Source organism: Bacillus pretiosus, assembly GCF_052947655.1.
On sequence record NZ_CM129593.1, the window covers coordinates 3,756,920 to 3,778,463 of the forward strand.

Consider the following 21,544-nt stretch of genomic DNA (forward strand, 5'->3'; position numbering starts at 1 on the left):
CTTTTGCATAAAAATACCCTAGTCATTTGAGACTAGGGTGCAAGGAAGAAGCCACCCTTTCCGGTCTCACAGGACTGAATTAAAAGGTTATTATTATGAAGCAATCTGCTTAGATTGTTTTATTTGTTTCGTTTCTGGTAGTAGTAGATTTAATAGTACACCCACAATTGCTGCTAGTGCCATTCCTTCTACTTGGAACGATTCTCCTACGTGGAGTACCGCTCCACCAATACCGATTACTAGTATTACTGATGCAATCATTAAGTTTCGTTTGTCACTTAGGTCTGTTTTATCATCTACCATCATGCGTAATCCGCTTGATGCAATTACACCGAATAGTAAGATTGATACACCACCCATAACTGGTGTTGGGATCGAATGAATCAGTGCAGAAATCTTACCGATAAATCCGAACATGATTGCAAACACTGCTGAGCCGATGAATAAGTATACACTGTATGCTCTCGTAATTGCTAACACACCGATGTTTTCACCATACGTTGTATTCGGTGGTCCACCTATTAGTGATGCAATCAATGTTGCTATTCCATCACCGAAGATTGAGCGATGTAAACCTGGTTTTTCAATTAAATCTCTTTTAATAACATTTCCTAGTACAATTTGATGTCCGATATGTTCTGAAATTGTTACTAATGCTACTGGTACCATCAAGAGTACAATCTTCCACGAAAACTCCGGAGTATATGTTACAAATGGTACTGTGAAATCTGGTACAACAAACCATTTTGCCTCAGCTACCGGCTTTAAGTTTACTAGCCCTTGGAAGTAAGCAAAGATATATCCGCCGATAATGCCCAGTAACACTGGTATGATACTGAAAAACCCTCTTCCGAATATAGAGCAGATAATTGTAATTGCTAATGTTACTAATGCTACTGAAAAGTGTGTAAAGCTATATTTGCCATCCGCACCGTTCATCGCCATGTTAACTGCTGTATGTGCTAAAGCTAGACCGATTACCATTACGACTGGACCAACTACGATTGGCGGAAGTAATTTCATAATCCACTCTGATCCTGACTTCTTAATTCCGAGTGAGATTAAGATGTACACAAGTCCTGCAAACAAACCACCAAGCATTGCTGCTCCAGGTCCACCTGCTGTTTTCGCTGTTATAATCGGTGCGATAAAGGCGAATGATGATCCTAGATAGGCAGGTACTTGACCTTTCGTTATAAGAAGAAACGCTAGCGTTCCTAATCCACTTGATATTAATGCTACTGACGGATTCAATCCTGTTAAAAACGGAACAAGCACTGTTGATCCAAACATCGCGAACAAATGTTGTATACTTAAAAATAACCATTTTCCCGGTTTCGGTACTTCATTAACGTCTAACACTGGCTTTTGTTCCATTGTTACATCCTCCTTCAGTTTAAATCTTTGCAATAAAAAAACTCTTTGTGCCTGTGCACAAAGAGTCCTACACTTTCGTATGCCAAATTTGACATATGAAAGCCAAGACCCTTTGGCAGCCTCACAGGACTACATTTAAAAGGGCTTTACTTATCGTATATGCTTACTCGATCTTGTTGATCTGTCTCTTGCAAATCAACTTCGATACGCTCTTCACTTGATGTTGGAATGTTCTTTCCTACATAATCAGCGCGAATTGGTAGTTCACGATGACCTCTATCAACAAGAACCGCCAGTTGGATTTGTGATGGTCTACCTAAATCCATAAGAGCATCCATTGCTGCTCGAACTGTTCTTCCTGTATATAATACATCATCCACAAGGATAACTTTTTTCTTCGTAATATCTACAGGGATATCAGAACCTTTTACAAGTGGTTCTTCATTTTTCGATTGTAGTGTTAGATCATCACGATATAACGTAATATCTAGCTCTCCAACTTCCATTTCTTTTCCTTCAATTTGACCAATTCGTTCTGCCAAACGTTGTGCAATAAAAATTCCACGAGTTTTAATTCCGACAAGAACACAATTATCGACACCTTTATTTCGTTCCACGATTTCATGACTAATTCGTGTTAAAGCGCGGCGAATCATTTGGTCATCTAAAACGACAGCTTTCTCTTGCATGCTCTACACCTCCAAGCTTTTTTCTTGCGTGAGAGTAATGGTATAAAAAAAGTCCTCTCAGCGTGTGCGAGAGGACTTTTGAAAAAAGGGTACAGCATACCCTATATATTTCAAACCGTTACCTTCTCAACCTCACGGGGCTGTGTTAAAGGATCATTATTTAACTGTTGTCAGTATCTCAGTTTTCTTATGATTTGTCAATACTATTTCCGTAAAATATTTAATGCGTCTTCAAACACTTCTGGAATCGGTGCCTCAAACTGAATATATTCACCAGTACGAGGATGGTCAAACCCTAAAATACCTGCGTGAAGTGCTTGTCCATTCATGTCTAATGTTTTCTTCGGACCATACTTCGGATCTCCTGCAAGTGGATAGCCAATATATTTCATATGAACACGAATTTGGTGCGTACGTCCCGTTTCTAAGCGACATTCTACAAGTGTAAAATCTTTAAAGCGTTCTAACACCTGGAAGTGTGTAACAGCATTCTTACCATTTTCATCAACTGTCATGCTTTGACGTTCTTTCTTATCGCGACCAATTGGCGCATCGATCGTTCCTTTATCATGCGGAATCACACCGTGTACAATCGCTTTGTAACGTCTTGTTACTGTTTTTGCTACAAGTTGATTTACAAGTGACTCATGCGCCACATCATTTTTAGCAACCATTAATAGTCCAGATGTATCTTTATCAATACGATGCACAATACCAGGACGCATTACACCGTTAATACCTGACAGGTCTGTACAATGGTGCATAAGTCCGTTTACAAGCGTACCGCTTGTATGCCCTGGAGCTGGATGTACAACCATACCACGTGGCTTATTTACAACGAGTACATCTGCATCTTCATAATAAATTTCTAAGCCCATATCTTCTGCTTGGATATCTAACTCTTCTGGATCAGGAATCGTTACTGTAATTTCATCGTTTTCTTTAACTTTATAATTCACTTTTACCGATTTTCCATTAACTGTAACGACATCATCTTTAATCCATTGTTGTACTTGTGAACGTGACCATTCACTGTTTATTTCTGCAACGAATTTATCAATTCGCTCACTTTTTTGTTCTTCTGCAACTGTTACTTGTACTACTTCACTCATTCAATTACTCCTTCGTTTTCTTGCCTTCTAATAATGTTTGAATAATAATTAATACAACACCAATACATAATGCTGAATCAGCTATATTGAATACTGGATAGTTGTACGAGAAAATATACACGTGAATGAAATCCACTACTTCTTGTCTAAATACACGATCAATGAAATTACCAATTGCTCCGCCTAATATTAGACCTAATGAAATCCCTAGAAGTTTGTCTGTTTTCGCATATTTTTGCATATAAATTACGATAAATACTACAAAAACGACTGTAATAATGTAGAAAAACCACATTTTATTTTCTAAAATCCCCCAGGCAGCTCCTCTATTTCGATGTGATGTTATGTATAATACATTATCGATAATCGGAATGCTCGTACCCAATTCCATGTTCTTTACAATTAGCCATTTCGATATTTGATCGATGGCAATGACAAATAACGCTATTACATAATATATCATTTTCATTTCCCCCACAAAGACAGTGTACCTCAAAATTTTAGCATAGCTGCAACCTTTTCACAATGAACCTTTATAGAAGAATAAAATAAATTAAAAAAAGGTAATATAATATCGTTGTGCGCATTCATACATTTACTTTTTCATAGAAAAATTCATGAATGGTACGGGCAGTCGGCATCGTCTTCATTTGTTTTACCGAAATGGCTCTCCCCGTTTCTTCACAAATACCATACATATCTATTTCCATTTTAAATAATGCACGTTCTACATCTTTTAAGTCCTCTTTTATATCATGTAATAGGAGTTTTTTCTTTATCTCTTCCTTAATTTCATATCCAAGCTCTTCGCTAAACTCTGTATCATATTTGTGCATGACCTCTTTAGCTAGCCTCTCTTGTAACTCTTTTCGCATCAATTGCAATTCTTCTTTGATTTCCATATACATTTCATTCACGTGTACATTCCTCCCAGCTGCAATGTACGATTAGTGTGTCCGAAATTTCTATGCTTACCTCACACACATTTTTCCTTCATAGGAAAGAGAGTGAAAGTTATTTTAATATATCATCAACAAAAAAAACTGACTGTACTTACGCACAGTCAGTTTTTTTATTATTTTACATAGTTTTCTTTAACAACTGTTGCACAACGCTCACATAACGTTTCATGTTCAGCGTCTTTACCAATTGTTTCTGAAACTACCCAACAACGTTCACATGTTTCACCAGTTGCTTGAGCAACAACAACCGCTGTATGCTCATACTTCGGCGCATCTGCTGGCGCTTCTTCCATCATACCACCAAGTTTATACTCAGAAACGATGAATAATTGCTTTAAGTCTTCGCTAATAGACTCTAACATAGTTTTCATTTCTACAGTCGGATATAGCGTAATACTTGCATTTAATGACTTACCGATTACTTTCTCATTACGAGCTACTTCTAACGCTTTTAATACGTCATCACGCAGCGTCATAAATGCATCCCATTTTGTTTTTAATGCTTCCGCACCATCTAATTGTACAGCTTCTGGCATATTAGTTAATTGTACACTTTCTTCTGTTACACCCGGAATGTATGGCCATACTTCATCAGCTGTATGCGGTAAGATTGGTGTTACAAGTTTCGTCAATGCAACAAGAACATCATATAATACAGTTTGAATTGCACGACGATCTTCATGGTTTGCACCTTCAATGTATAAAATGTCTTTTGCAAAGTCTAAGTAGAATGAACTTAAATCAATTGTACAGAAGTTATGAATTGCATGATACACAGCAGCGAAGTCGTATGTTTCATATGCTTCTTTTACTTTTGTAATTAAGTCATTTAATTTCACTAACATGTAACGATCTACTTCACGAAGTTCAGCTACAGCTACTGTATTTTCACTTGGCTTAAAGTCATCTAAGTTTCCTAATAAGAAACGGAATGTGTTACGGATTTTACGATACACTTCTGCTACTTGTTTTAAAATATCATCTGAAATACGTACATCAGATTGATAGTCAACAGAAGATACCCATAAGCGTAAAATATCTCCACCTAATTGATCCATAATTTTCTTCGGTACGACGATGTTTCCAATCGACTTACTCATTTTACGACCTTCACCATCTAATACGAAACCATGGCTTAGTACGCCTTTATATGGAGCTTTACCTGTTACAGCAACTGCTGTTGATAATGAAGAGTTAAACCAACCACGATACTGGTCAGATCCTTCTAAATATAAATCAGCTGGACGTTGTAAGTCTTCGCGCTCTTCTAATACTGCTTGGTGAGAAGAACCTGAATCGAACCATACATCCATGATGTCTGTTTCTTTACGGAATTCACCATTTGGGCTACCTGTATGTGTAAATCCTTCTGGTAATAGATCTTTCGCTTCACGCTCAAACCATACGTTAGAACCGTGCTCACGGAATAAATCTGCTACATGGTTAATTGTTTCATCTGTAATAATTGGATCACCATTCTCTGCATAGAATACAGGGATTGGCACACCCCATGCACGCTGACGAGAAATACACCAGTCACCACGGTCACGAACCATATTATGAAGACGAGTTTCTCCCCATGCTGGTACCCATTTTGTTTCCGCAACAGCTTCTAATAATTCTTTACGGAACGCTTCAATAGATGCAAACCACTGTGCTGTCGCACGGAAAATAATTGGTTTTTTCGTTCTCCAATCATGTGGGTATGAATGCGTAATGAATGTTAGCTTCAGTAACGCGCCTACTTCTTCTAATTTTTCTGTAATTGGCTTGTTAGCTTTATCATAGAATAAGCCTTCAAATCCAGGTGCTTCATTTGTTAATACACCTTTATCATCAACTGGGCAAAGTACTTCTAATCCATACTTTTTACCAACAACGAAGTCATCTTCCCCGTGTCCTGGTGCTGTATGAACACAACCTGTACCTGCATCTGTTGTTACGTGATCTCCTAGCATAACTAATGAATCACGATCGTAGAATGGATGTTTTGCAACTGTATACTCAAGTTCGCTACCTTTTACCGTTTTCACAACTTCAGCATTTTCCCACTCTAACGTTTTTGCAACTGTCTCAAATAGTTCAGAAGCAATAATATATTTTTCAGCATTTACTTTTACAATAGCGTATTCAAGTTCTGGGTGAACAGAAATACCTAAGTTTGCAGGTAACGTCCAAGGTGTTGTTGTCCAGATAATGAATTTCTCATCACCTTCTAATACGTTCTTTCCGTCTTTTACAGGGAATGCTACGTAAATAGATGCTGATTTTTTATCTTGGTATTCAATTTCAGCTTCTGCTAAAGCTGATTCACTCGTTGGAGACCAGTAAACTGGTTTCTGCCCTTTATAGATATAACCTTTTTTCGCCATATCACCGAACACTTTAATTTGTTGCGCTTCATAAGCCGGCTCTAAAGTAATATATGGGTTATCCCAATCTGCACGTACACCTAAACGCTTAAATTGTTCACGTTGACGTTCTACTTGTTCATATGCATACTCTGCACATAACTTACGGAACTCAGCAACTGTCATTTCTTTACGCTTTACACCTTTATTTGTTAAAGCTTGCTCAATTGGTAAACCGTGTGTATCCCAACCCGGTACATATGGTGCGCAGTAACCAGTCATTGATTTATAACGAACAATAAAGTCTTTTAACACTTTATTTAATGCATGTCCCATATGAATGTCACCATTCGCATATGGAGGTCCATCATGCAGTACAAATAAAGGACGACCTTTCGTATGTTCTTGTACCTTTTCATAAATATTCATTTCAGCCCACTGTTCTTGCATTGCAGGCTCACGTTTTGGTAAATTCCCACGCATTGGGAACTCTGTTTTTGGCATTAGTAATGTATTTTTGTACTCCATGCTCAATTCCTCCTTACATGTATAAAAGAAACACTTAAAAAACGGAATAAAAAAGAGACCTTCTCATCCCAAAAAGGGACGAGAAAGTCTCCCGCGGTACCACCCTAGTAGATCCTATACGTATGTATACAATCCTCTTTATATTCTTAACGCGAATATACGCCTACGCTTACTCTATTTGTTCAGCGCGGAACTCCAGGGTGATATTCCCATTATCTCCTTATCCTGAGCTTACACCATCCTCAGTTCGCTATATAAGGTATGAAAAAGGTACTTATCCCTATCTTCGTTTTTCTTAATAAATATGTTGTTTAAAATTATATGTAATAATGAGAAAAACGTCAAGCTTACACTGTTTCTTCTTTTTTCAACAGTTCATCTACTTCGTCTTCTAACTCAATTAGTTTATCCCAATCATCGTTGTTTAACATTTCAAGCTGTGTTTCTAATAACATACGGAAACGAGTGCGGAATACTTTCGCTTGTTTCTTTAGCTCTTCAATATCAAAGGCAACTTTTCTTGATTTTACTAACGCTTCGTTAATAATACGGTCTGCATTCTTTTCAGCTTCACGTACGATTAATTTTGCTTCTTTTTGCGCATTACGTTTTACTTCTTCCGCTGCTTCTTGTGCAACGATGATAGATTTGTTTAACGTATCTTCAATATTAGAGAAATGATCTAACTTCCCTTCTAATTGCGCAACTTTTTCTTCTAGAGCTTTTTTCTCACGAATGACTAATTCATAATCTTTGATAATTTGATCAAGAAACTCATTTACTTGATCTTCATCATAGCCACGGAATCCGCGACCAAATTCTTTGTTATGAATATCTAATGGTGTTAACGGCACAACGCCACCTCCAAGTAGTTATCTAAATTTCCTATTTCAATTATATCTTTTCTTCGACAAAATAGGAGGATTTCCTTCTAAAAAACCAATCATTTTAGTATACCATACAAAATTCTCCATTTGTCGCGCTTTGTTCTACCTTCTACAGAAAACAATTTACTTCGTCCATATCCTCTCACTGAAAAAACATCTCCTGGATAACATTCATAAGAAGTTTGCTCCACTGTTTTCCAATTAACTTTTACTAAACCATTTTTTATGAAAGGTTGTACTTTTTGTCTGGATATATGTAACATTTCAGCTAACATAACATCTAAACGAAGTGAAGAAACCGTTCCAGATTTCTCTCCCCACGTTTCTTGCATCTGTAGAATTTTTTCTCCTTGCACTGGTGATAAGGAGACTTTCACTTTCCCTATAGATTGTAAGTTCATCTCAATATAAGATACAACTTCTTTCGCGACTACAATTTGGGCACGATCTTCTTGAAGCAAAATATCACCACATTTTTCTCTCGTTAGACCAAGAGACATAAATGTACCTAATATTTGCCTATGTTCTAGCGTATAAAACTTGGAAGGATAGTCAATTTCCAATACTTCTACTTGAAATTCCTCTTCATTCACTACTAGATAGTCCGGATAAATGAGTGCTCTCTTACGCTCTGCATGAGGCGTTGCACCATCAAACTGTACAGCAACATCCCCTTGTCCTATTACCATAGTGACAATTTGTTGTTGTCTTGGATCAAGGAAGTCTGTTAACTTCACTTGATGGTACTCCGCTGCTCGCTTCCACTCTAACACCTTATCCACAAAGACCTCTTCATCGGGTCTGAAATGTTCATAGATGCTCATGTATTTAACCTCTTACTATAAGAAATAGTTGAATATACTTATTAAACCATTCGTAGCAAGCTTTAACGTGAAAATCGCAACGAGTGGAGAGATATCAATCATACCAAGCGGCGGAATAAATCTGCGAAATGGTTCTAAATACGGTTCACAAATACGCGCAAGAATTTCTCCAAAAGTTGATTCCTTTGCACCAGGGAACCATGATAGAAGAATGTAAATAATAAGTGCCCACGAGTAGATCTCGATAGCAGTAATTAAAACGTTTAAAACTGTTACCATGGCGTATTACCACCTCTTTATATTTGTGTCTTCTTCTTCACCGAATAACTCTGAAATTGCACCAACAATATCTACATTTTCAGGGGTACACATAAATGTTTTCGGTCCTATTTTTTGAATGTCCCCGCCTATAGCGTATACAGTACCACTTAAAAAGTCAACGATACGTACAGCTTGATCAGTAGACATTCGTTGTAAATTAATCACAACAGCTCGTCTACCTTTTAAATGGTCCGAAATCCCTTGTGCTTCCGAATATGTGCGTGGTTCTAATAAAACAACTTTTGAAGATTGCTTTGCCGTTTCAATGCTCACAACATTTTGTTTCGGTTGCGCTTTTGGAAACGCAACATCTTGTTGTTCTGGCGGATCTTGCTGCTTCTTCATGTCTGTTTGCTCCTTTTCATAACTATATTGAGCTGCTTCTTTTTCTTCCGGTGTATCAAAAAAGAAGTATTTTACTTTTGACCAACTCATAATAAGATTCTCCTTCCTTTTACGCTTTTCCTACTAAAATCGTCCCCAAACGAATATATGTAGCACCTTCTTCAATTGCAATCGTGTAATCATTAGACATTCCCATTGATAATTCTTTACATGGCGCATGTAATAATTCTAGCTCCTGCACCTCTGTTTGTAGCATACACAACTCCTTAAAACAGCGTCTGATTTCTTCCTCTTCTTCTGTAAACGGAGCCATTGTCATTAGTCCCACCACTTCAATCTTATCCAATTCTTGCAAACTTTGAATAAAAGAAACGGTTTCTTCTATTGCCAATCCTTGCTTTGATTCTTCAGATGATGTTTTCACTTGAATAAAACATTTCACTTTCTTATCAGCACGTTTTTGAATTTCTTTTGCAAGTGAAAGACGATCTAACGAATGTAAATAATCAATTTCATTAATGATTTCTTTTACTTTTCTCGTTTGTAATGATCCAATAAAATGCCAATTCACTTTTGAACCGAAATGTTCGTACTTCTGTAAGAAACTTTCATTTCTATTTTCACCTAAATCGATAATTCCAGCTTCAATTACTTCGTTTGTTTTTTCAATTCCTACCGTTTTTGTAACCGCAACGAGTTTAATATCTTGCAACGAACGTCCCGCTCGTACGCAAGATTGTTTAATTGCTTCATTTACAGTTGTTAAATTTTTTTGTACTGTCACTTGCTTTCTTCCTCCTTAAAACCTATGAAACTCAACATTCTTCCTGTCTTACCTTGATCACGACGATGAGAGAAAAATAGTTGTTCTTCACAGCTTGTACAAAGAGATGACATTACAATATTCTCTTCTTTTATGCCTGATTGTACACATAATATACGATTAATTTCTTTTAAATTAATTGCGTACTGCCCATCAGAAATTTTTTTATAAGGGACAGAGCCGTTTACTACTTGCTCTGCTGCTGTTAACACTCGATCATCAACAACGTAACAACAAGATCCAATTGCTGGTCCAATTGCAACATGAATTTCATCACTTGAAATCCCTTCTGCATTCCATTTTTGAATCATTTCCTTTGCAATCTCTTTTACAGTCCCTTTCCATCCAGCATGCGCAAGTCCTATCATACCATGTGATGGTGCATAAAAATAGAGTGGAACACAATCCGCGTAACATGATGTTAGAAGAACATCATTATTAGTCGTATAAATGCCATCTGTTTTTGAAATGCCGTCTTCATATGAATAGACGCCACTTCCTTTTTCCTGTTGTCCTACTTTTTCAACATGATGATCATGAACTTGTTCAGAGCAAATCCAGTTTTCTAATGGTTTTTGTAACTTATTTGCTAAAATGCGTCTGTTTTCATGAACGTTCTCCACGATATCATTCACATGTAATCCTAAATTCATCGCATGAAAGGAGCCCGTACTTACCCCACCATCTTTTGTCGTAAATCCAGCAGTAATGTTTCCAAGTTCTTTCCACGCTTGTAAATACAGTATACCGTCCACATATTTAAATGGTTGTCTCATAAAGTGACTCCTTTTAATTAAAATAACATAAAAAAGCATGGTACTTCCTGTCTATTTTACCATACTTTTATTTTTTCATAATGCCAACAGAAAAAAAAGAGGAATTTGTAATATTCTTTATGAAATTGTCGGTGTTTGTATTGATTCTGTTACAGAATTAACAGGATTTACTCTAACAAGTATGACATCTTCCCCAATTTTCATAATTTCCTCCCAAGGAATTACAATTTCTACATCCTTCCCAAAGATCCCTAACATACGTGCCTGTTTGGAAATAATAATAGACCCGATCTCCCCTGTGTTCATATCAATTTCAATATCTCCAATATTCCCAAGCCTTTTTCCATCTGAAACATTTATTATCTCTTTCATCTGCAACTCCGAAATTCTTATCATTTTCATCCTCTCCCTTATATATGACGAATTGAAAAAACACTGTTTCTCAAATTAACAGGAAGCACCCTCTACTAATCCCATATTATTTTCATTATATGAACACAGCTTCCCTACTATGAGCGAAGACAAACTATATTACATATAAAAAGGTTTCACCATAAATGGTGAAACCTTATCCTTGAATCGTCTTATTCATTTGTTTAATAGCTGATTTCTCTAAACGTGACACTTGTGCTTGAGAAATCCCAATTTCTTCTGCAACTTCCATTTGTGTCTTTCCTTGAAAGAAACGTTTTCGAATAATCATTTTCTCACGATCATTTAAACGCTTCATCCCTTCTTTCAGTGCTAACTCTTCAACCCACTGCTCGTCCTTTTGTTTTTCATCACTTAACTGATCCATAACAAAGATAGGATCTCCCCCATCGTTATAAATCGGTTCAAATAATGAAACTGGATCTTGAATCGCATCTAATGCAAAAACAATTTCTTCATGAGTCACTTCAAGCACTTTTGCAATATCCATTGCTGTTGGTTCTTTTGAATTTTCTGCAATCAATTTCTCTCTTACTTGTAACGCTTTATACGCAATATCTCGTAATGATCGAGATACGCGAATCGGATTATTATCACGCAAATATCTGCGTATTTCCCCAATAATCATCGGCACAGCATACGTTGAAAATTTTACATTTTGGCCTAAATCAAAGTTATCAATGGATTTCATAAGTCCGATGCAACCAACTTGAAATAAATCGTCAACATATTCTCCTCTGTTATTAAATCTTTGGATGACGCTCAGTACAAGACGTAAGTTTCCATTCACTAATTTCTCTCTTGCGCTTATCTCTCCACTTTGCATTTCACGAAATAATTTACGCATTTCATCATTTTTTAGTACGGGAAGTTTAGCTGTATCAACACCGCAAATTTCTACTTTGTTTCTCGTCAAAGTGTTCCCTCCTATCGGGAGTTGCTGTACAGTGTAAAGTATTTCCTTTGAAGGGGATTTTATGCATGCGGTTTTCTCTTCATTTTTCATTTTCGTTGTCTCTTCTCATACAACGAAAGAGAATAAGACCAGCCTAGATAACGGCTGGTCTTATTCTTTACACCATTTTATTAAATTCTTTTCGTAATCTTTTTATGATTCTTTTTTCTAAACGCGAAATGTATGACTGTGAAATCCCAAGCATATCCGCCACATCTTTTTGCGTCTTTTCCTCTTCTCCAGCAAGCCCAAACCGAAGTTCCATAATTTGTTTTTCACGATCATTTAATTGATGCAATGCTTTCATTAGAAGATGACGATCTACAGTAGCTTCTAAATCTTTTGTAATAATATCATCATCTGTACCTAATACATCTGATAACAAAAGTTCATTCCCATCCCAATCGATGTTAAGCGGTTCGTCAAAAGAAACTTCTGAACGATTTTTATTATTCCGACGCAAATGCATTAAAATTTCATTTTCTATACAACGTGAGGCATATGTCGCTAATTTTATTTTCTTTTCCGGATTAAATGTATTCACTGCTTTAATAAGGCCGATTGTTCCTATACTAATCAAATCTTCAATATTTATCCCTGTATTTTCAAACTTTCTTGCTATATATACAACTAACCGTAAGTTGCGTTCAATCAGTAACGATCTTGCTGCCTGATCTCCTTTTGGCAATTTATTCAAAAGAACTTCCTCTTCTTCTTTCGTTAACGGTGGTGGCAACGCTTCACTTCCACCGATATAATAAATTTCATCGGTCTTAATTCCTAATTTCAACAATACTTTATACCAAAGGTATACTAAATAAAATTTTAATTTCATCATATTATCCCGCCTCCCATTATTAAGCAATTACCATTTTTTGCGAAATTAACATTTTCGGATGCACAATACATTGATACTCTCCATTGGTTGACAACTGTTGTGTATTTAATCCAATCAATACTTTGCTGACTACAATAGAACTACCTTCATGATAAATTTGCACACTGTCTGGCTTAATTGCCCATAAAAATTGATTCTCTACTCCTACTGCTCTGAAAGGAATTAAGCGTAATTTTGTCGCCCAGCCAGAATCATTTTCTGGTATTTGAGGAATCTCTGTTTTGGAATAAATTTGTTCTGTTAACCAAGCTGGCAAGCAATGCTCTAATGATGAAATATGCATAATCATAACGGGTGTTTTTGTTAACGGGTCGTAAAGTTGGTTCCCACTATCAATTAAACCTGCGAGTTCTAGTTCCTCTTCAGCTAATTGAATTTTCAATTTCACAATTTGGTCATAGTGTATTTTTGTAACCTCTACGCTTTCAATACGCTTTTTAGAAAAATAATAAATTACTGGAAAACCAAAAACAACAAACAGCCAGCTAATTGGATCACCGTAAGAAATTGATTGAGATTGAACCAATCCATTTACCATTTCATTCGTTTGCAAAAAGAAATGAGTCCCAATTAACCCTCCGCCAACCATAAAGGTTACAAAGTAAAAAGTAAAAACAGTTTGTGCATAGTTTCTAAACGTTGTAAACCCAAATGCTGTATACACAATAAGTAACGAGTACAGTAGTTTCATAATTGGATGTGTCATCATAGAAGCAAAAGGAGTAAAGGCAAAAATAACAATGGTTGAACCTATAAATGCCCCTAACACAAGCCTCCATCTTTTGATCTTCTTTTTTAACACGGTTGCTGTTAATAAAAGTAAAAGAAAATCAATGCAGGCGTTTAACAACCAAACAACGTCGGCGTAAACAACCAAACAATTCACCTCTTTTTTTAAGTTGAGACTAGTATAATGCATATCCAATAGGAAAGTGTGTCAATTTGCGGAGGTGTTTTTTTGTTATTTTGTGCTTTCTAGACAAAATCTGTCGGTAAAAAATAAAAGTATATGTTTCATAGAATACTATATCTTTTTACTTATATATTAAGTGAAACTTTAATCACCCCGCACCAATCAGGCTGCCCAGCAAATAGCGGGCTAAATCGAAATATATAAAATAAAAAAAGACCTGCTTAGCAGATCTTTTCCCTGTATAAAACAAAAAAGGAGCATAAAAGCTCCTTTTCTTTTATCGTCTACGACGGTTACGTAAGAATGCTGGAATATCGATGTCATCTGAATCTGTATGACGCTCATGCACAACCGGCTCTTCACGTTTCATTTCACGCTTAACTTCACGTTGTTTTGAAGGTTGAGCTACTTGCTGTTGCTGTTGTTGCGTGTGATTCGCAGTCGGACGGATAATTGGTTTTGGTGGCTGCGTCGAAGCACTATCATCAAAACCAGTTGCAATTACAGTTACAACGATATCATCTTTTAATCCTTCATTAATAACAGAACCGAAGATCATATTTACTTCTGGATCTGAAGCTGAAGCTACAATGTCTGCCGCTTCTTGTACTTCATATAAGCTTAAGTTAGCTCCACCCGTAATGTTCATGATAACACCTTGAGCTCCATCAATAGATGTTTCTAATAATGGACTAGAAATCGCTTTTTTCGCAGCTTCAGCAGCACGATTTTCTCCATTACCAGAACCAATACCCATTAAAGCAGAACCTCTATTAGACATAATTGTCTTTACGTCTGCGAAGTCTAAGTTAATTAAACCTGGTGTTGCAATTAAATCAGAAATACCTTGAACACCTTGACGTAATACGTTATCTGCTTCACGGAATGCTTCTAACATCGGCGTATTTTTATCAACAATCTCTAATAAGCGATCGTTTGGAATTACAATAAGTGTATCTACATTTTCTTTAAATGCCGCAATACCAGATGCTGCTTGCGTTGCACGTTTACGTCCTTCAAATGTAAATGGACGTGTCACAACACCAACTGTTAATGCACCTAATTCTTTTGCAACTTGAGCAACAACTGGAGCTGCACCAGTTCCAGTTCCGCCGCCCATACCAGCAGTTACGAAGACCATATCCGCACCACGAAGTGCTTCTTGGATCTGTTCTTTACTTTCTTCTGCAGCTTTTTTCCCTACTTCAGGGTTTGCACCTGCACCAAGTCCACGTGTTAATTTTCCACCAATTTGCATTTTTGTTTCAGCTTTTGATAGATTTAATGCTTGTGCATCAGTATTCACAGCGATAAAGTCTACACCTTGTACACCGTGTTCAATCATACGGTTTACAGCATTGTTTCCGCCACCGCCGACACCGATAACTTTTATATTCGCTAATTGATCTTGAGTAGTATCAAACTCTAACATGTCGAAATCCCCCTAGAACCTCATTTTTCGTGTCCAATTTTAATCCCATAAATAACGGAATACACGTTTTACTTTTGACATCATACGTTCATCATTTTGATTATTATTGTTTTGATTACGAGTTTTTTGTTTCGCAGGTTGCTGTTGTACCGGCGTTGGTGCTGGTGCTGGTACTGGTTCAAAATGTTCTTGCTTTTCCTGCACATTTTTTCCACGTAATTTAGCTTTTTGATAAGAATGTTTAATTAATCCTACTCCACTTGTATATTGGGGCTCACGCACACCAATATAATCAGGAGTCGCTATACGAACATTTTCATGTAAAATATCATATGCAAGATCAAGAACACCCGGCATAGAAGCAATTCCACCAGTTAGTACATAGCCAGAAGCTACTTGCTTTACTCCTAACTTACGCACTTCATCTTGAACAAACATTAAAATTTCCTCTACACGAGCCTCTATTATATCCGATAATTCCAACTGAGAATATTGTTCTGTTTGATCGCTTCCCATAATAGGAACCGTAAACATCTCTTCTTCAGATGCTGTATCATAAAAAGCATGTCCATATTTCAACTTTATTTGATCTGCATTGTCTGTTGAAGTTTTCAACCCAATCGCAATATCCTTCGTTATATGGTCTCCACCTAACGGTAATACGCTCGTCGCTTGTAACTCTCCATCTTTAAAAATAGATAAAGTTGTAGATCCTCCCCCCATATCAACAAGGGCTACTCCTCTATTTTTTTCATCTGAAGATATAGCAACTGTTGCAGCCGCTAAAGGTTGAAGACAAATATCAACTATTTCAAGACCTGCTTTTTCTACACAACGAAGTAGGTTATGTAGTAAAGTTCTCGAGCCTGTTATAAGTGTACCTTCCATTTCTAATCTTACACCGATCATCCCGCGTGGATCGTTAATCTCGTCAAGACCGTCTACGATGAACTGTCGAGGTACCACATCAATAAACTCACGCTCTGGAGCAATTGACACAACTTGTGCTGCATCTAGAACGCGTAAGACATCTTCATTCCCGATTTCACGATCTTCATTTGAAACAGCGACTACTCCGTGACAAGGAAGTAGCTGTACCTGGTTTGCATTGACACCTACTACAACTTGCTCAATATGGATTCCCACCATGCGCTCAGCTTGTTCAATTGCTTTTTTAATTGATCGAACAGTCTCGTCTATATCAACTATCGATCCCTTCTTTAAACCATTTGATTTTACATTTCCAACACCAATAATGTTTAAGCTGTCATTAACCATTTCACCAATGATGACTTTAACATTGGATGTACCGATGTCAAGACTAACATATATTTCATTGCTGTTCATTCTTTGGCACCTCCTTCTTTATTTATACCATACAACTCAATATATGGAACAACAATCGCAACTTTACTATTTATAAGAAAAATATTCAACGTCTTTATACGTTTCCCTTTTTTAACCCTATATTTTTCTTATTTTTATTTAACATTCATTTAAGAATATCGCAGTAAACTGTGAATAACTGCTTATCTTGAAATAATTCTATTTCAAGTGTAAAGATTACCGCCAAGTATAAGTCTACACTAAGATGTACTCATAGAAAAGTGAAACTTGTACCAATCCTAGTATGAATCTAAGAATTTTTACATCTTTTTCATCAAATGAACCATTCTTGTAAATTCAGATGCATTCAATAGAACGTTCGTTTCGTTTTTTCTACAGGAACGTAGTAAAAACTATCGTTCTATTCTTTTTTTTCTTCCGCTCCTAATTCTTTCGTATATGCCCCTACTTCTAAATCAATTAATACCTTTTTACCCGGCTCAATTGTTTTTAAGATAAGCGGATAAGCTTCCATACGCTTTGCGAAATTTTGAATCGTAGTGCTCACTTCGTACCCTTCGTTCATATATAAAGTAAGATGATCTTCATTCGCATTCGTCGGTGAATAACGAATTTCAGAAATAGACCTTAAAATAGTTGGTGTTAATTTTTCAAGCTCAGCAATTAACTCCTTCATTTTTTCCTCTTTAAAAGGTTCAAAAATTGGTGCTGCAACAGGAAGTTTTCCGTTCGGAAGTACATCAAGTGTTTTCCCGTTCTCTAGTAACGGTTGTAATTTCCCATCTTTGTTTATATAACCAATCGTTAAATATTCTTCAATATGAACATCAATTTTATTTGGAAAACGTTTTTTTACATTTACTGCTTTAATTTCTTTTCGTTTCGTTAGGTTTTCTTCTGCTTTATGTGCTGTCACTCGGAAATAACTTGTATCATACGTCACACCTGATTTCTTCATCACTTGTTCATCTGTCATATAATGATTTCCAAACACACTTATCTTTTTGATATTGCTTAGCGGAGACCGAAAATAAATTAAAAAGAGCACTAATAAAAATAAAATTGATATGTATAAAATCAACCGATGATTAACATTTTTCTTGTTTTTCTTCTGTTGATTTTTTAACTTTGGTACACGATCCTGTAGTTTAATCACTTTACTATTTTTCATGTACGATCCCCCTACGTAACATAAAAAACGGCATGTTCCTCATGCCGTTCTTATCTTCTTATTATAACATAAATGATAATGAGCGGAACGAATAACCGTTATCTTCCAATGATTTCTACTTCTGTATGCATTTCTACGCCAAATTTATCCTCGATTGTTTGTTTTATTAATGCAATTAAAGATAAGACATCTTGCGCACTGGCTCCCCCAGTGTTAATAATAAAATTCCCATGCATTTCAGAAATTTGAGCTCCGCCTATTTGATAACCACGAAGTCCCGCCTTTTCTATTAAGTCTCCTGCAAAGTATGGGATTGGATTCCGAAATATGCTTCCTGCACAAGGATGATTCCACGGCTGTGTTTCACGACGGTAGTCTTTATTCTTTTGCATGACGCTTACGATTCCCTCACGCTCCCCTACCTGCAATTGAAACTCAGCTTCCAAAACAATACCAGGACGTTTCGTTTGCAATACAGAAGTACGATAGGAAAACTCCATTTCTTCATGTGTTAACCAATCAATTGTTCCGTTTTCAAACAAAATAAGAGCTTTTGATAATATGTTTGATATATCCGATTTATGTGCTCCTGCATTCATATACACTGCACCACCAACACTTCCTGGAATACCACTGGCAAATTCCAGGCCGGATAACCCTTGACGACTAAGTAAAGTTGATAATTTAATAAGGGGATACCCACCACCAACTCTTACTCTATGTTTTTCGACTTCTAAGTGGTCTAATCCTTCTCCTAAACGAATAACGACACCTTCTATACCTAGATCAGATACAAGAAGGTTCGAACCTCGACCAATTACAGTCCACTTTGTTTTATATTTTTTTACTAACTGCAACGTTTTTTCAATACTGGCAACATGCTTTGGCACAATTAAAATATCAGCTGGTCCACCTATTTTCATAGTGGTATAACGCGCTAACGCTTCATTCACTAACACGCGACCAACATTTGCTTCTATAAGCTCATTTACTAATTGCTCCATAAACAATCTCCCCCATACTAAGTATCCTTATTACAGTAGTATGCAGGGCGTTCACCTAACGTTATTTTTTTACAAGCTTATTCATTACTTCATACAGCTTATTTGCTGCATCTGGAATACCTAATTGCCCCGCAGCCAGCTTCATATTTTGTAATGTTTGTGCATCCAATAAAATCTCATCAATATCACGAATAAGCGTTTCTGCTGTTAAATCTTTTTCAAGCAACATTTTTGCTGCTCCTTTATCGACAACGGAACGTGCATTCTTTTCCTGATGGTTATTTGTTACGTAAGGACTCGGTATTAACACACTTGGCTTACCTAACGCGGTTAATTCTGCAAGTGTTGTTGCCCCCGCTCTTGAAACAACAAGATCTACACCTGTAAGTACCTCTGGCATATTATGAATGAAAGGTTTAATAATAACATTATTCGGATTCCCTTTTTGCTTCACTGCTTCCATCACTTTGTCATAATGAACTTCACCTGTTACATACAATATTTCGTAACTTTTATTTCCAAACTGTTCAATCGCCTCTACGAAAGCATCGTTAATCGGTCTAGCCCCACGACTTCCACCAAAAATAAGTACCGATTTTTTAGGAAGAGATAAACCTACTGAACGTTTTCCTTTCATTCCATTCTGATCCATTACTTCTGATGCTCTTGGATTTCCTGTCATCACCACTTTTGACTGTGGAAAATGTTCTGCAGCCGCTTCAAAACAAACCGCAACTTTATCAACATAGCGGCTTAAAAATTTATTCGTTACACCAGGTACACTATTTTGTTCATGTACAATGGTTGGAATACCTAATTTTGCTGCAGCATATACAACTGGTCCACATACATATCCACCCGTTCCAATCACAATATCTGGATTAAAACGACGAATATATCGTTTACTATCTTGTACACCCTTTAGGAAACGCATCACCGTTTTCACGTTATCTAACGATATTTTACGCTTAAATCCACTTATAACAATAGATTGAAACGGTATGCCTGCTTTTGGAACGATCGTGCTCTCTAATCCACTCTCCGTACCAATATATAAAAACCTTGCTTCCGGATTTAATTTTTTTATTTCTCTTATTAGAGCAAGAGCCGGATAAATATGACCTCCAGTGCCCCCACCACTTACTAATACACGCACTACTAACTCCTCCGCTTCTCTTTTCTTATTTCAGTCGTATTTATTTCTATATACATCATGTTTCTTCGCGCACATACGAAAAACCCTGTCTTATAAAACAGGGTTTAGTAGCGAGAATGGCGACTTATATTTAATAATACACCTACTGCCATTAACATTAATGTCAAACTTGATCCACCATAACTTAAAAACGGCAAAGTAATACCTGTTACAGGCATCAATCCTGTTACAACACCAACATTAATCATTACTTGAATCGCAATCATCGCCACAATACCTACTGCTAAAAACGTACCATATAAATCTGGCGCTCCTAAAGCTATACGAATCCCACGCCATAATAATAGACTAAATAATAATAACACAAATGAACCACCAATAAAACCTAATTCCTCCGATAAGATCGCAAATATAAAGTCTGTTTGCGGTTCAGGTAAATAAAGAAACTTTTGTCTACTTTGTCCAAGTCCAAGCCCGAATAATCCACCAGGTCCAATTGCGAGTAACGATTGAATAATTTGAAATCCACTTCCAAGCGGATCTGACCACGGATCTAAATATGATGTAATACGTTTCATTCGATACGGTGCTGATGCAATTAGCCCTACAAATCCTGCTACACCAAGCAAACCAAACATTGCAAAGTGAAAGACCCTTGCCCCCGAGATAAATATCATAATAATACATGTCCCAACCATTACGGTTCCTGTGCCAAGATCTGGCTGTAACATAATCATCCCAAAAGCAAGAAATACAAAACTAAGAGCTGGTAGTAAACCACGTTTAAAAGAGGTAATTAATTTTTGTCGTTCCGCTAAAAATTTTGCTAAGAAAATAATCATCGCAAACTTCATAAATTCTGACGGTTGAATGGAAAATGCCCCGATTCCAATCCAACTTCGCGCCCCTCCTCGAACAAGTCCTACCCCAGGAATAAGAACAAGAATAAGAAGAATGAAGCAAACTAGCAAAATTACTTTTGAATACGTACGCCACACCCAATAATCAATTTTCATAATTAAAAACATAGCCACTACACCAATACTTGCAAATAGCAATTGCCTTTTTGCAAAAAAGAATGAGTCCCCCATTTTATAAGAGGCCCAAACCGCACTCGCACTATACACCATAACCATTCCGATTGTTAACAACGCAAGTGTAACGATGATGAGAATAAAATCAGGCGTTTTCTTCATTACCCATAAACACCACCTCTTTAGGCAGAAACTTTTGCCCTATGT

At 36.7% G+C, this 21,544-nt stretch carries 22 protein-coding genes and 1 other annotated feature; all 22 genes read right to left on the minus strand.

Going from position 1 to position 21,544, the window contains the following annotated elements; genetic code table 11:
- Positions 1-93: 93 nt before the first annotated feature.
- The 22 genes from uraA to spoVE all read right to left on the minus strand — a co-directional run bounded on the left by uraA (position 94) and on the right by spoVE (position 21,499).
- Entirely contained in the window at positions 94-1,377 is a 1,284-nt protein-coding gene (uraA, locus tag ACU8YW_RS19090) for a uracil permease (protein WP_000435919.1), read from the minus strand.
- Between the two features lie 146 nt (positions 1,378-1,523).
- Positions 1,524-2,066 (minus strand): bifunctional pyrimidine operon transcriptional regulator/uracil phosphoribosyltransferase, encoded by a 543-nt coding sequence (gene pyrR / locus ACU8YW_RS19095; RefSeq protein ID WP_001156490.1) that lies wholly within the window; start codon positions 2,064-2,066, stop codon positions 1,524-1,526.
- 203 nt (positions 2,067-2,269) lie between these two features.
- Positions 2,270-3,178: an RluA family pseudouridine synthase gene (locus ACU8YW_RS19100; RefSeq protein WP_000005846.1), complete on the minus strand. Its 909-nt coding sequence runs from the start codon at positions 3,176-3,178 to the stop codon at positions 2,270-2,272.
- Between the two features lie 4 nt (positions 3,179-3,182).
- A complete protein-coding gene (lspA, locus tag ACU8YW_RS19105) occupies positions 3,183-3,641 on the minus strand; it encodes a lipoprotein signal peptidase LspA (RefSeq protein ID WP_000642186.1) in 459 nt (152 codons plus the stop codon).
- Between the two features lie 124 nt (positions 3,642-3,765).
- Positions 3,766-4,095 (minus strand): TraR/DksA C4-type zinc finger protein, encoded by a 330-nt coding sequence (locus ACU8YW_RS19110; RefSeq protein ID WP_001004658.1) that lies wholly within the window; start codon positions 4,093-4,095, stop codon positions 3,766-3,768.
- Between the two features lie 158 nt (positions 4,096-4,253).
- On the minus strand, positions 4,254-7,019 hold the full coding sequence (gene ileS2, locus ACU8YW_RS19115) for an isoleucine--tRNA ligase (RefSeq protein WP_088064304.1): 2,766 nt from the start codon (positions 7,017-7,019) through the stop codon (positions 4,254-4,256).
- 71 nt (positions 7,020-7,090) lie between these two features.
- Positions 7,091-7,315 (minus strand) — a binding site (T-box leader).
- A gap of 51 nt (positions 7,316-7,366) precedes the next feature.
- Positions 7,367-7,873 (minus strand): septum site-determining protein DivIVA, encoded by a 507-nt coding sequence (gene divIVA, locus ACU8YW_RS19120; RefSeq protein ID WP_001131609.1) that lies wholly within the window; start codon positions 7,871-7,873, stop codon positions 7,367-7,369.
- An 89-nt stretch (positions 7,874-7,962) separates the two neighbouring features.
- Positions 7,963-8,730 carry a YlmH family RNA-binding protein gene (locus tag ACU8YW_RS19125; RefSeq protein WP_000029706.1) on the minus strand — a complete coding sequence of 256 codons (768 nt, stop codon included), beginning with the start codon at positions 8,728-8,730 and terminating at the stop codon, positions 7,963-7,965.
- Between the two features lie 15 nt (positions 8,731-8,745).
- A complete protein-coding gene (locus ACU8YW_RS19130) occupies positions 8,746-9,009 on the minus strand; it encodes a YggT family protein (protein WP_000259082.1) in 264 nt (87 codons plus the stop codon).
- 6 nt (positions 9,010-9,015) lie between these two features.
- The gene (locus ACU8YW_RS19135) at positions 9,016-9,486 is read right to left on the minus strand and encodes a cell division protein SepF (protein ID WP_000119131.1); all 471 of its coding nucleotides are present in this window, start codon (positions 9,484-9,486) and stop codon (positions 9,016-9,018) included.
- 19 nt (positions 9,487-9,505) lie between these two features.
- Entirely contained in the window at positions 9,506-10,180 is a 675-nt protein-coding gene (locus tag ACU8YW_RS19140; protein ID WP_000218035.1) for a YggS family pyridoxal phosphate-dependent enzyme, read from the minus strand.
- Positions 10,177-10,995, minus strand: a complete 819-nt coding sequence (gene pgeF, locus ACU8YW_RS19145; RefSeq protein ID WP_046956465.1) for a peptidoglycan editing factor PgeF — start codon at positions 10,993-10,995, stop codon at positions 10,177-10,179. The genes ACU8YW_RS19140 and pgeF overlap by 4 nt, the downstream gene beginning before the upstream one ends.
- Before the next feature lie 117 nt (positions 10,996-11,112).
- Positions 11,113-11,391, minus strand: coding sequence for a YlmC/YmxH family sporulation protein (locus ACU8YW_RS19150; protein ID WP_426933831.1), 279 nt, complete (start codon positions 11,389-11,391; stop codon positions 11,113-11,115).
- Positions 11,392-11,563: 172 nt separating this feature from the next.
- A complete protein-coding gene (gene sigG, locus ACU8YW_RS19155; protein ID WP_000197753.1) occupies positions 11,564-12,343 on the minus strand; it encodes an RNA polymerase sporulation sigma factor SigG in 780 nt (259 codons plus the stop codon).
- Positions 12,344-12,500: 157 nt separating this feature from the next.
- Positions 12,501-13,220, minus strand: a complete 720-nt coding sequence (sigE, locus tag ACU8YW_RS19160) for an RNA polymerase sporulation sigma factor SigE (protein ID WP_000976947.1) — start codon at positions 13,218-13,220, stop codon at positions 12,501-12,503.
- Between the two features lie 19 nt (positions 13,221-13,239).
- A complete protein-coding gene (spoIIGA, locus tag ACU8YW_RS19165; protein WP_000261976.1) occupies positions 13,240-14,157 on the minus strand; it encodes a sigma-E processing peptidase SpoIIGA in 918 nt (305 codons plus the stop codon).
- A gap of 313 nt (positions 14,158-14,470) precedes the next feature.
- Complete coding sequence (gene ftsZ, locus ACU8YW_RS19170; RefSeq protein ID WP_000888983.1) at positions 14,471-15,625, minus strand: cell division protein FtsZ; 1,155 nt, start codon at positions 15,623-15,625, stop codon at positions 14,471-14,473.
- A 39-nt stretch (positions 15,626-15,664) separates the two neighbouring features.
- Positions 15,665-16,972, minus strand: a complete 1,308-nt coding sequence (gene ftsA / locus ACU8YW_RS19175) for a cell division protein FtsA (protein WP_048546087.1) — start codon at positions 16,970-16,972, stop codon at positions 15,665-15,667.
- 400 nt (positions 16,973-17,372) lie between these two features.
- Positions 17,373-18,143 (minus strand): cell division protein DivIB, encoded by a 771-nt coding sequence (gene divIB / locus ACU8YW_RS19180; RefSeq protein ID WP_426933832.1) that lies wholly within the window; start codon positions 18,141-18,143, stop codon positions 17,373-17,375.
- Positions 18,144-18,241: 98 nt separating this feature from the next.
- Positions 18,242-19,147: a UDP-N-acetylmuramate dehydrogenase gene (gene murB, locus ACU8YW_RS19185; RefSeq protein ID WP_048546089.1), complete on the minus strand. Its 906-nt coding sequence runs from the start codon at positions 19,145-19,147 to the stop codon at positions 18,242-18,244.
- Positions 19,148-19,208: 61 nt separating this feature from the next.
- A complete protein-coding gene (gene murG, locus ACU8YW_RS19190; protein WP_001265424.1) occupies positions 19,209-20,303 on the minus strand; it encodes an undecaprenyldiphospho-muramoylpentapeptide beta-N-acetylglucosaminyltransferase in 1,095 nt (364 codons plus the stop codon).
- Positions 20,304-20,407: 104 nt separating this feature from the next.
- Positions 20,408-21,499: a stage V sporulation protein E gene (spoVE, locus tag ACU8YW_RS19195; protein ID WP_000753516.1), complete on the minus strand. Its 1,092-nt coding sequence runs from the start codon at positions 21,497-21,499 to the stop codon at positions 20,408-20,410.
- Positions 21,500-21,544 lie beyond the last annotated feature (45 nt).

Excerpts from the sequence above, each read along its gene's own strand:
- uraA (WP_000435919.1), bottom strand. The coding sequence starts at position 1,377 with ATGGAACAAAAGCCAGTGTTAGACGTTAATGAAGTACCGAAACCGGGA.
- pyrR (WP_001156490.1), bottom strand. The coding sequence starts at position 2,066 with ATGCAAGAGAAAGCTGTCGTTTTAGATGACCAAATGATTCGCCGCGCT.
- ACU8YW_RS19100 (WP_000005846.1), bottom strand. The coding sequence starts at position 3,178 with ATGAGTGAAGTAGTACAAGTAACAGTTGCAGAAGAACAAAAAAGTGAG.
- lspA (WP_000642186.1), bottom strand. The coding sequence starts at position 3,641 with ATGATATATTATGTAATAGCGTTATTTGTCATTGCCATCGATCAAATA.
- ileS2 (WP_088064304.1), bottom strand. The coding sequence starts at position 7,019 with ATGGAGTACAAAAATACATTACTAATGCCAAAAACAGAGTTCCCAATG.
- ACU8YW_RS19125 (WP_000029706.1), bottom strand. The coding sequence starts at position 8,730 with ATGAGCATCTATGAACATTTCAGACCCGATGAAGAGGTCTTTGTGGAT.
- ACU8YW_RS19130 (WP_000259082.1), bottom strand. The coding sequence starts at position 9,009 with ATGGTAACAGTTTTAAACGTTTTAATTACTGCTATCGAGATCTACTCG.
- ACU8YW_RS19135 (WP_000119131.1), bottom strand. The coding sequence starts at position 9,486 with ATGAGTTGGTCAAAAGTAAAATACTTCTTTTTTGATACACCGGAAGAA.
- pgeF (WP_046956465.1), bottom strand. The coding sequence starts at position 10,995 with ATGAGACAACCATTTAAATATGTGGACGGTATACTGTATTTACAAGCG.
- ACU8YW_RS19150 (WP_426933831.1), bottom strand. The coding sequence starts at position 11,391 with ATGATAAGAATTTCGGAGTTGCAGATGAAAGAGATAATAAATGTTTCA.
- sigE (WP_000976947.1), bottom strand. The coding sequence starts at position 13,220 with ATGATGAAATTAAAATTTTATTTAGTATACCTTTGGTATAAAGTATTG.
- ftsZ (WP_000888983.1), bottom strand. The coding sequence starts at position 15,625 with ATGTTAGAGTTTGATACTACTCAAGATCAATTAGCGAATATAAAAGTT.
- ftsA (WP_048546087.1), bottom strand. The coding sequence starts at position 16,972 with ATGAACAGCAATGAAATATATGTTAGTCTTGACATCGGTACATCCAAT.
- divIB (WP_426933832.1), bottom strand. The coding sequence starts at position 18,143 with ATGAAAAATAGTAAAGTGATTAAACTACAGGATCGTGTACCAAAGTTA.
- murB (WP_048546089.1), bottom strand. The coding sequence starts at position 19,147 with ATGGAGCAATTAGTAAATGAGCTTATAGAAGCAAATGTTGGTCGCGTG.
- spoVE (WP_000753516.1), bottom strand. The coding sequence starts at position 21,499 with ATGAAGAAAACGCCTGATTTTATTCTCATCATCGTTACACTTGCGTTG.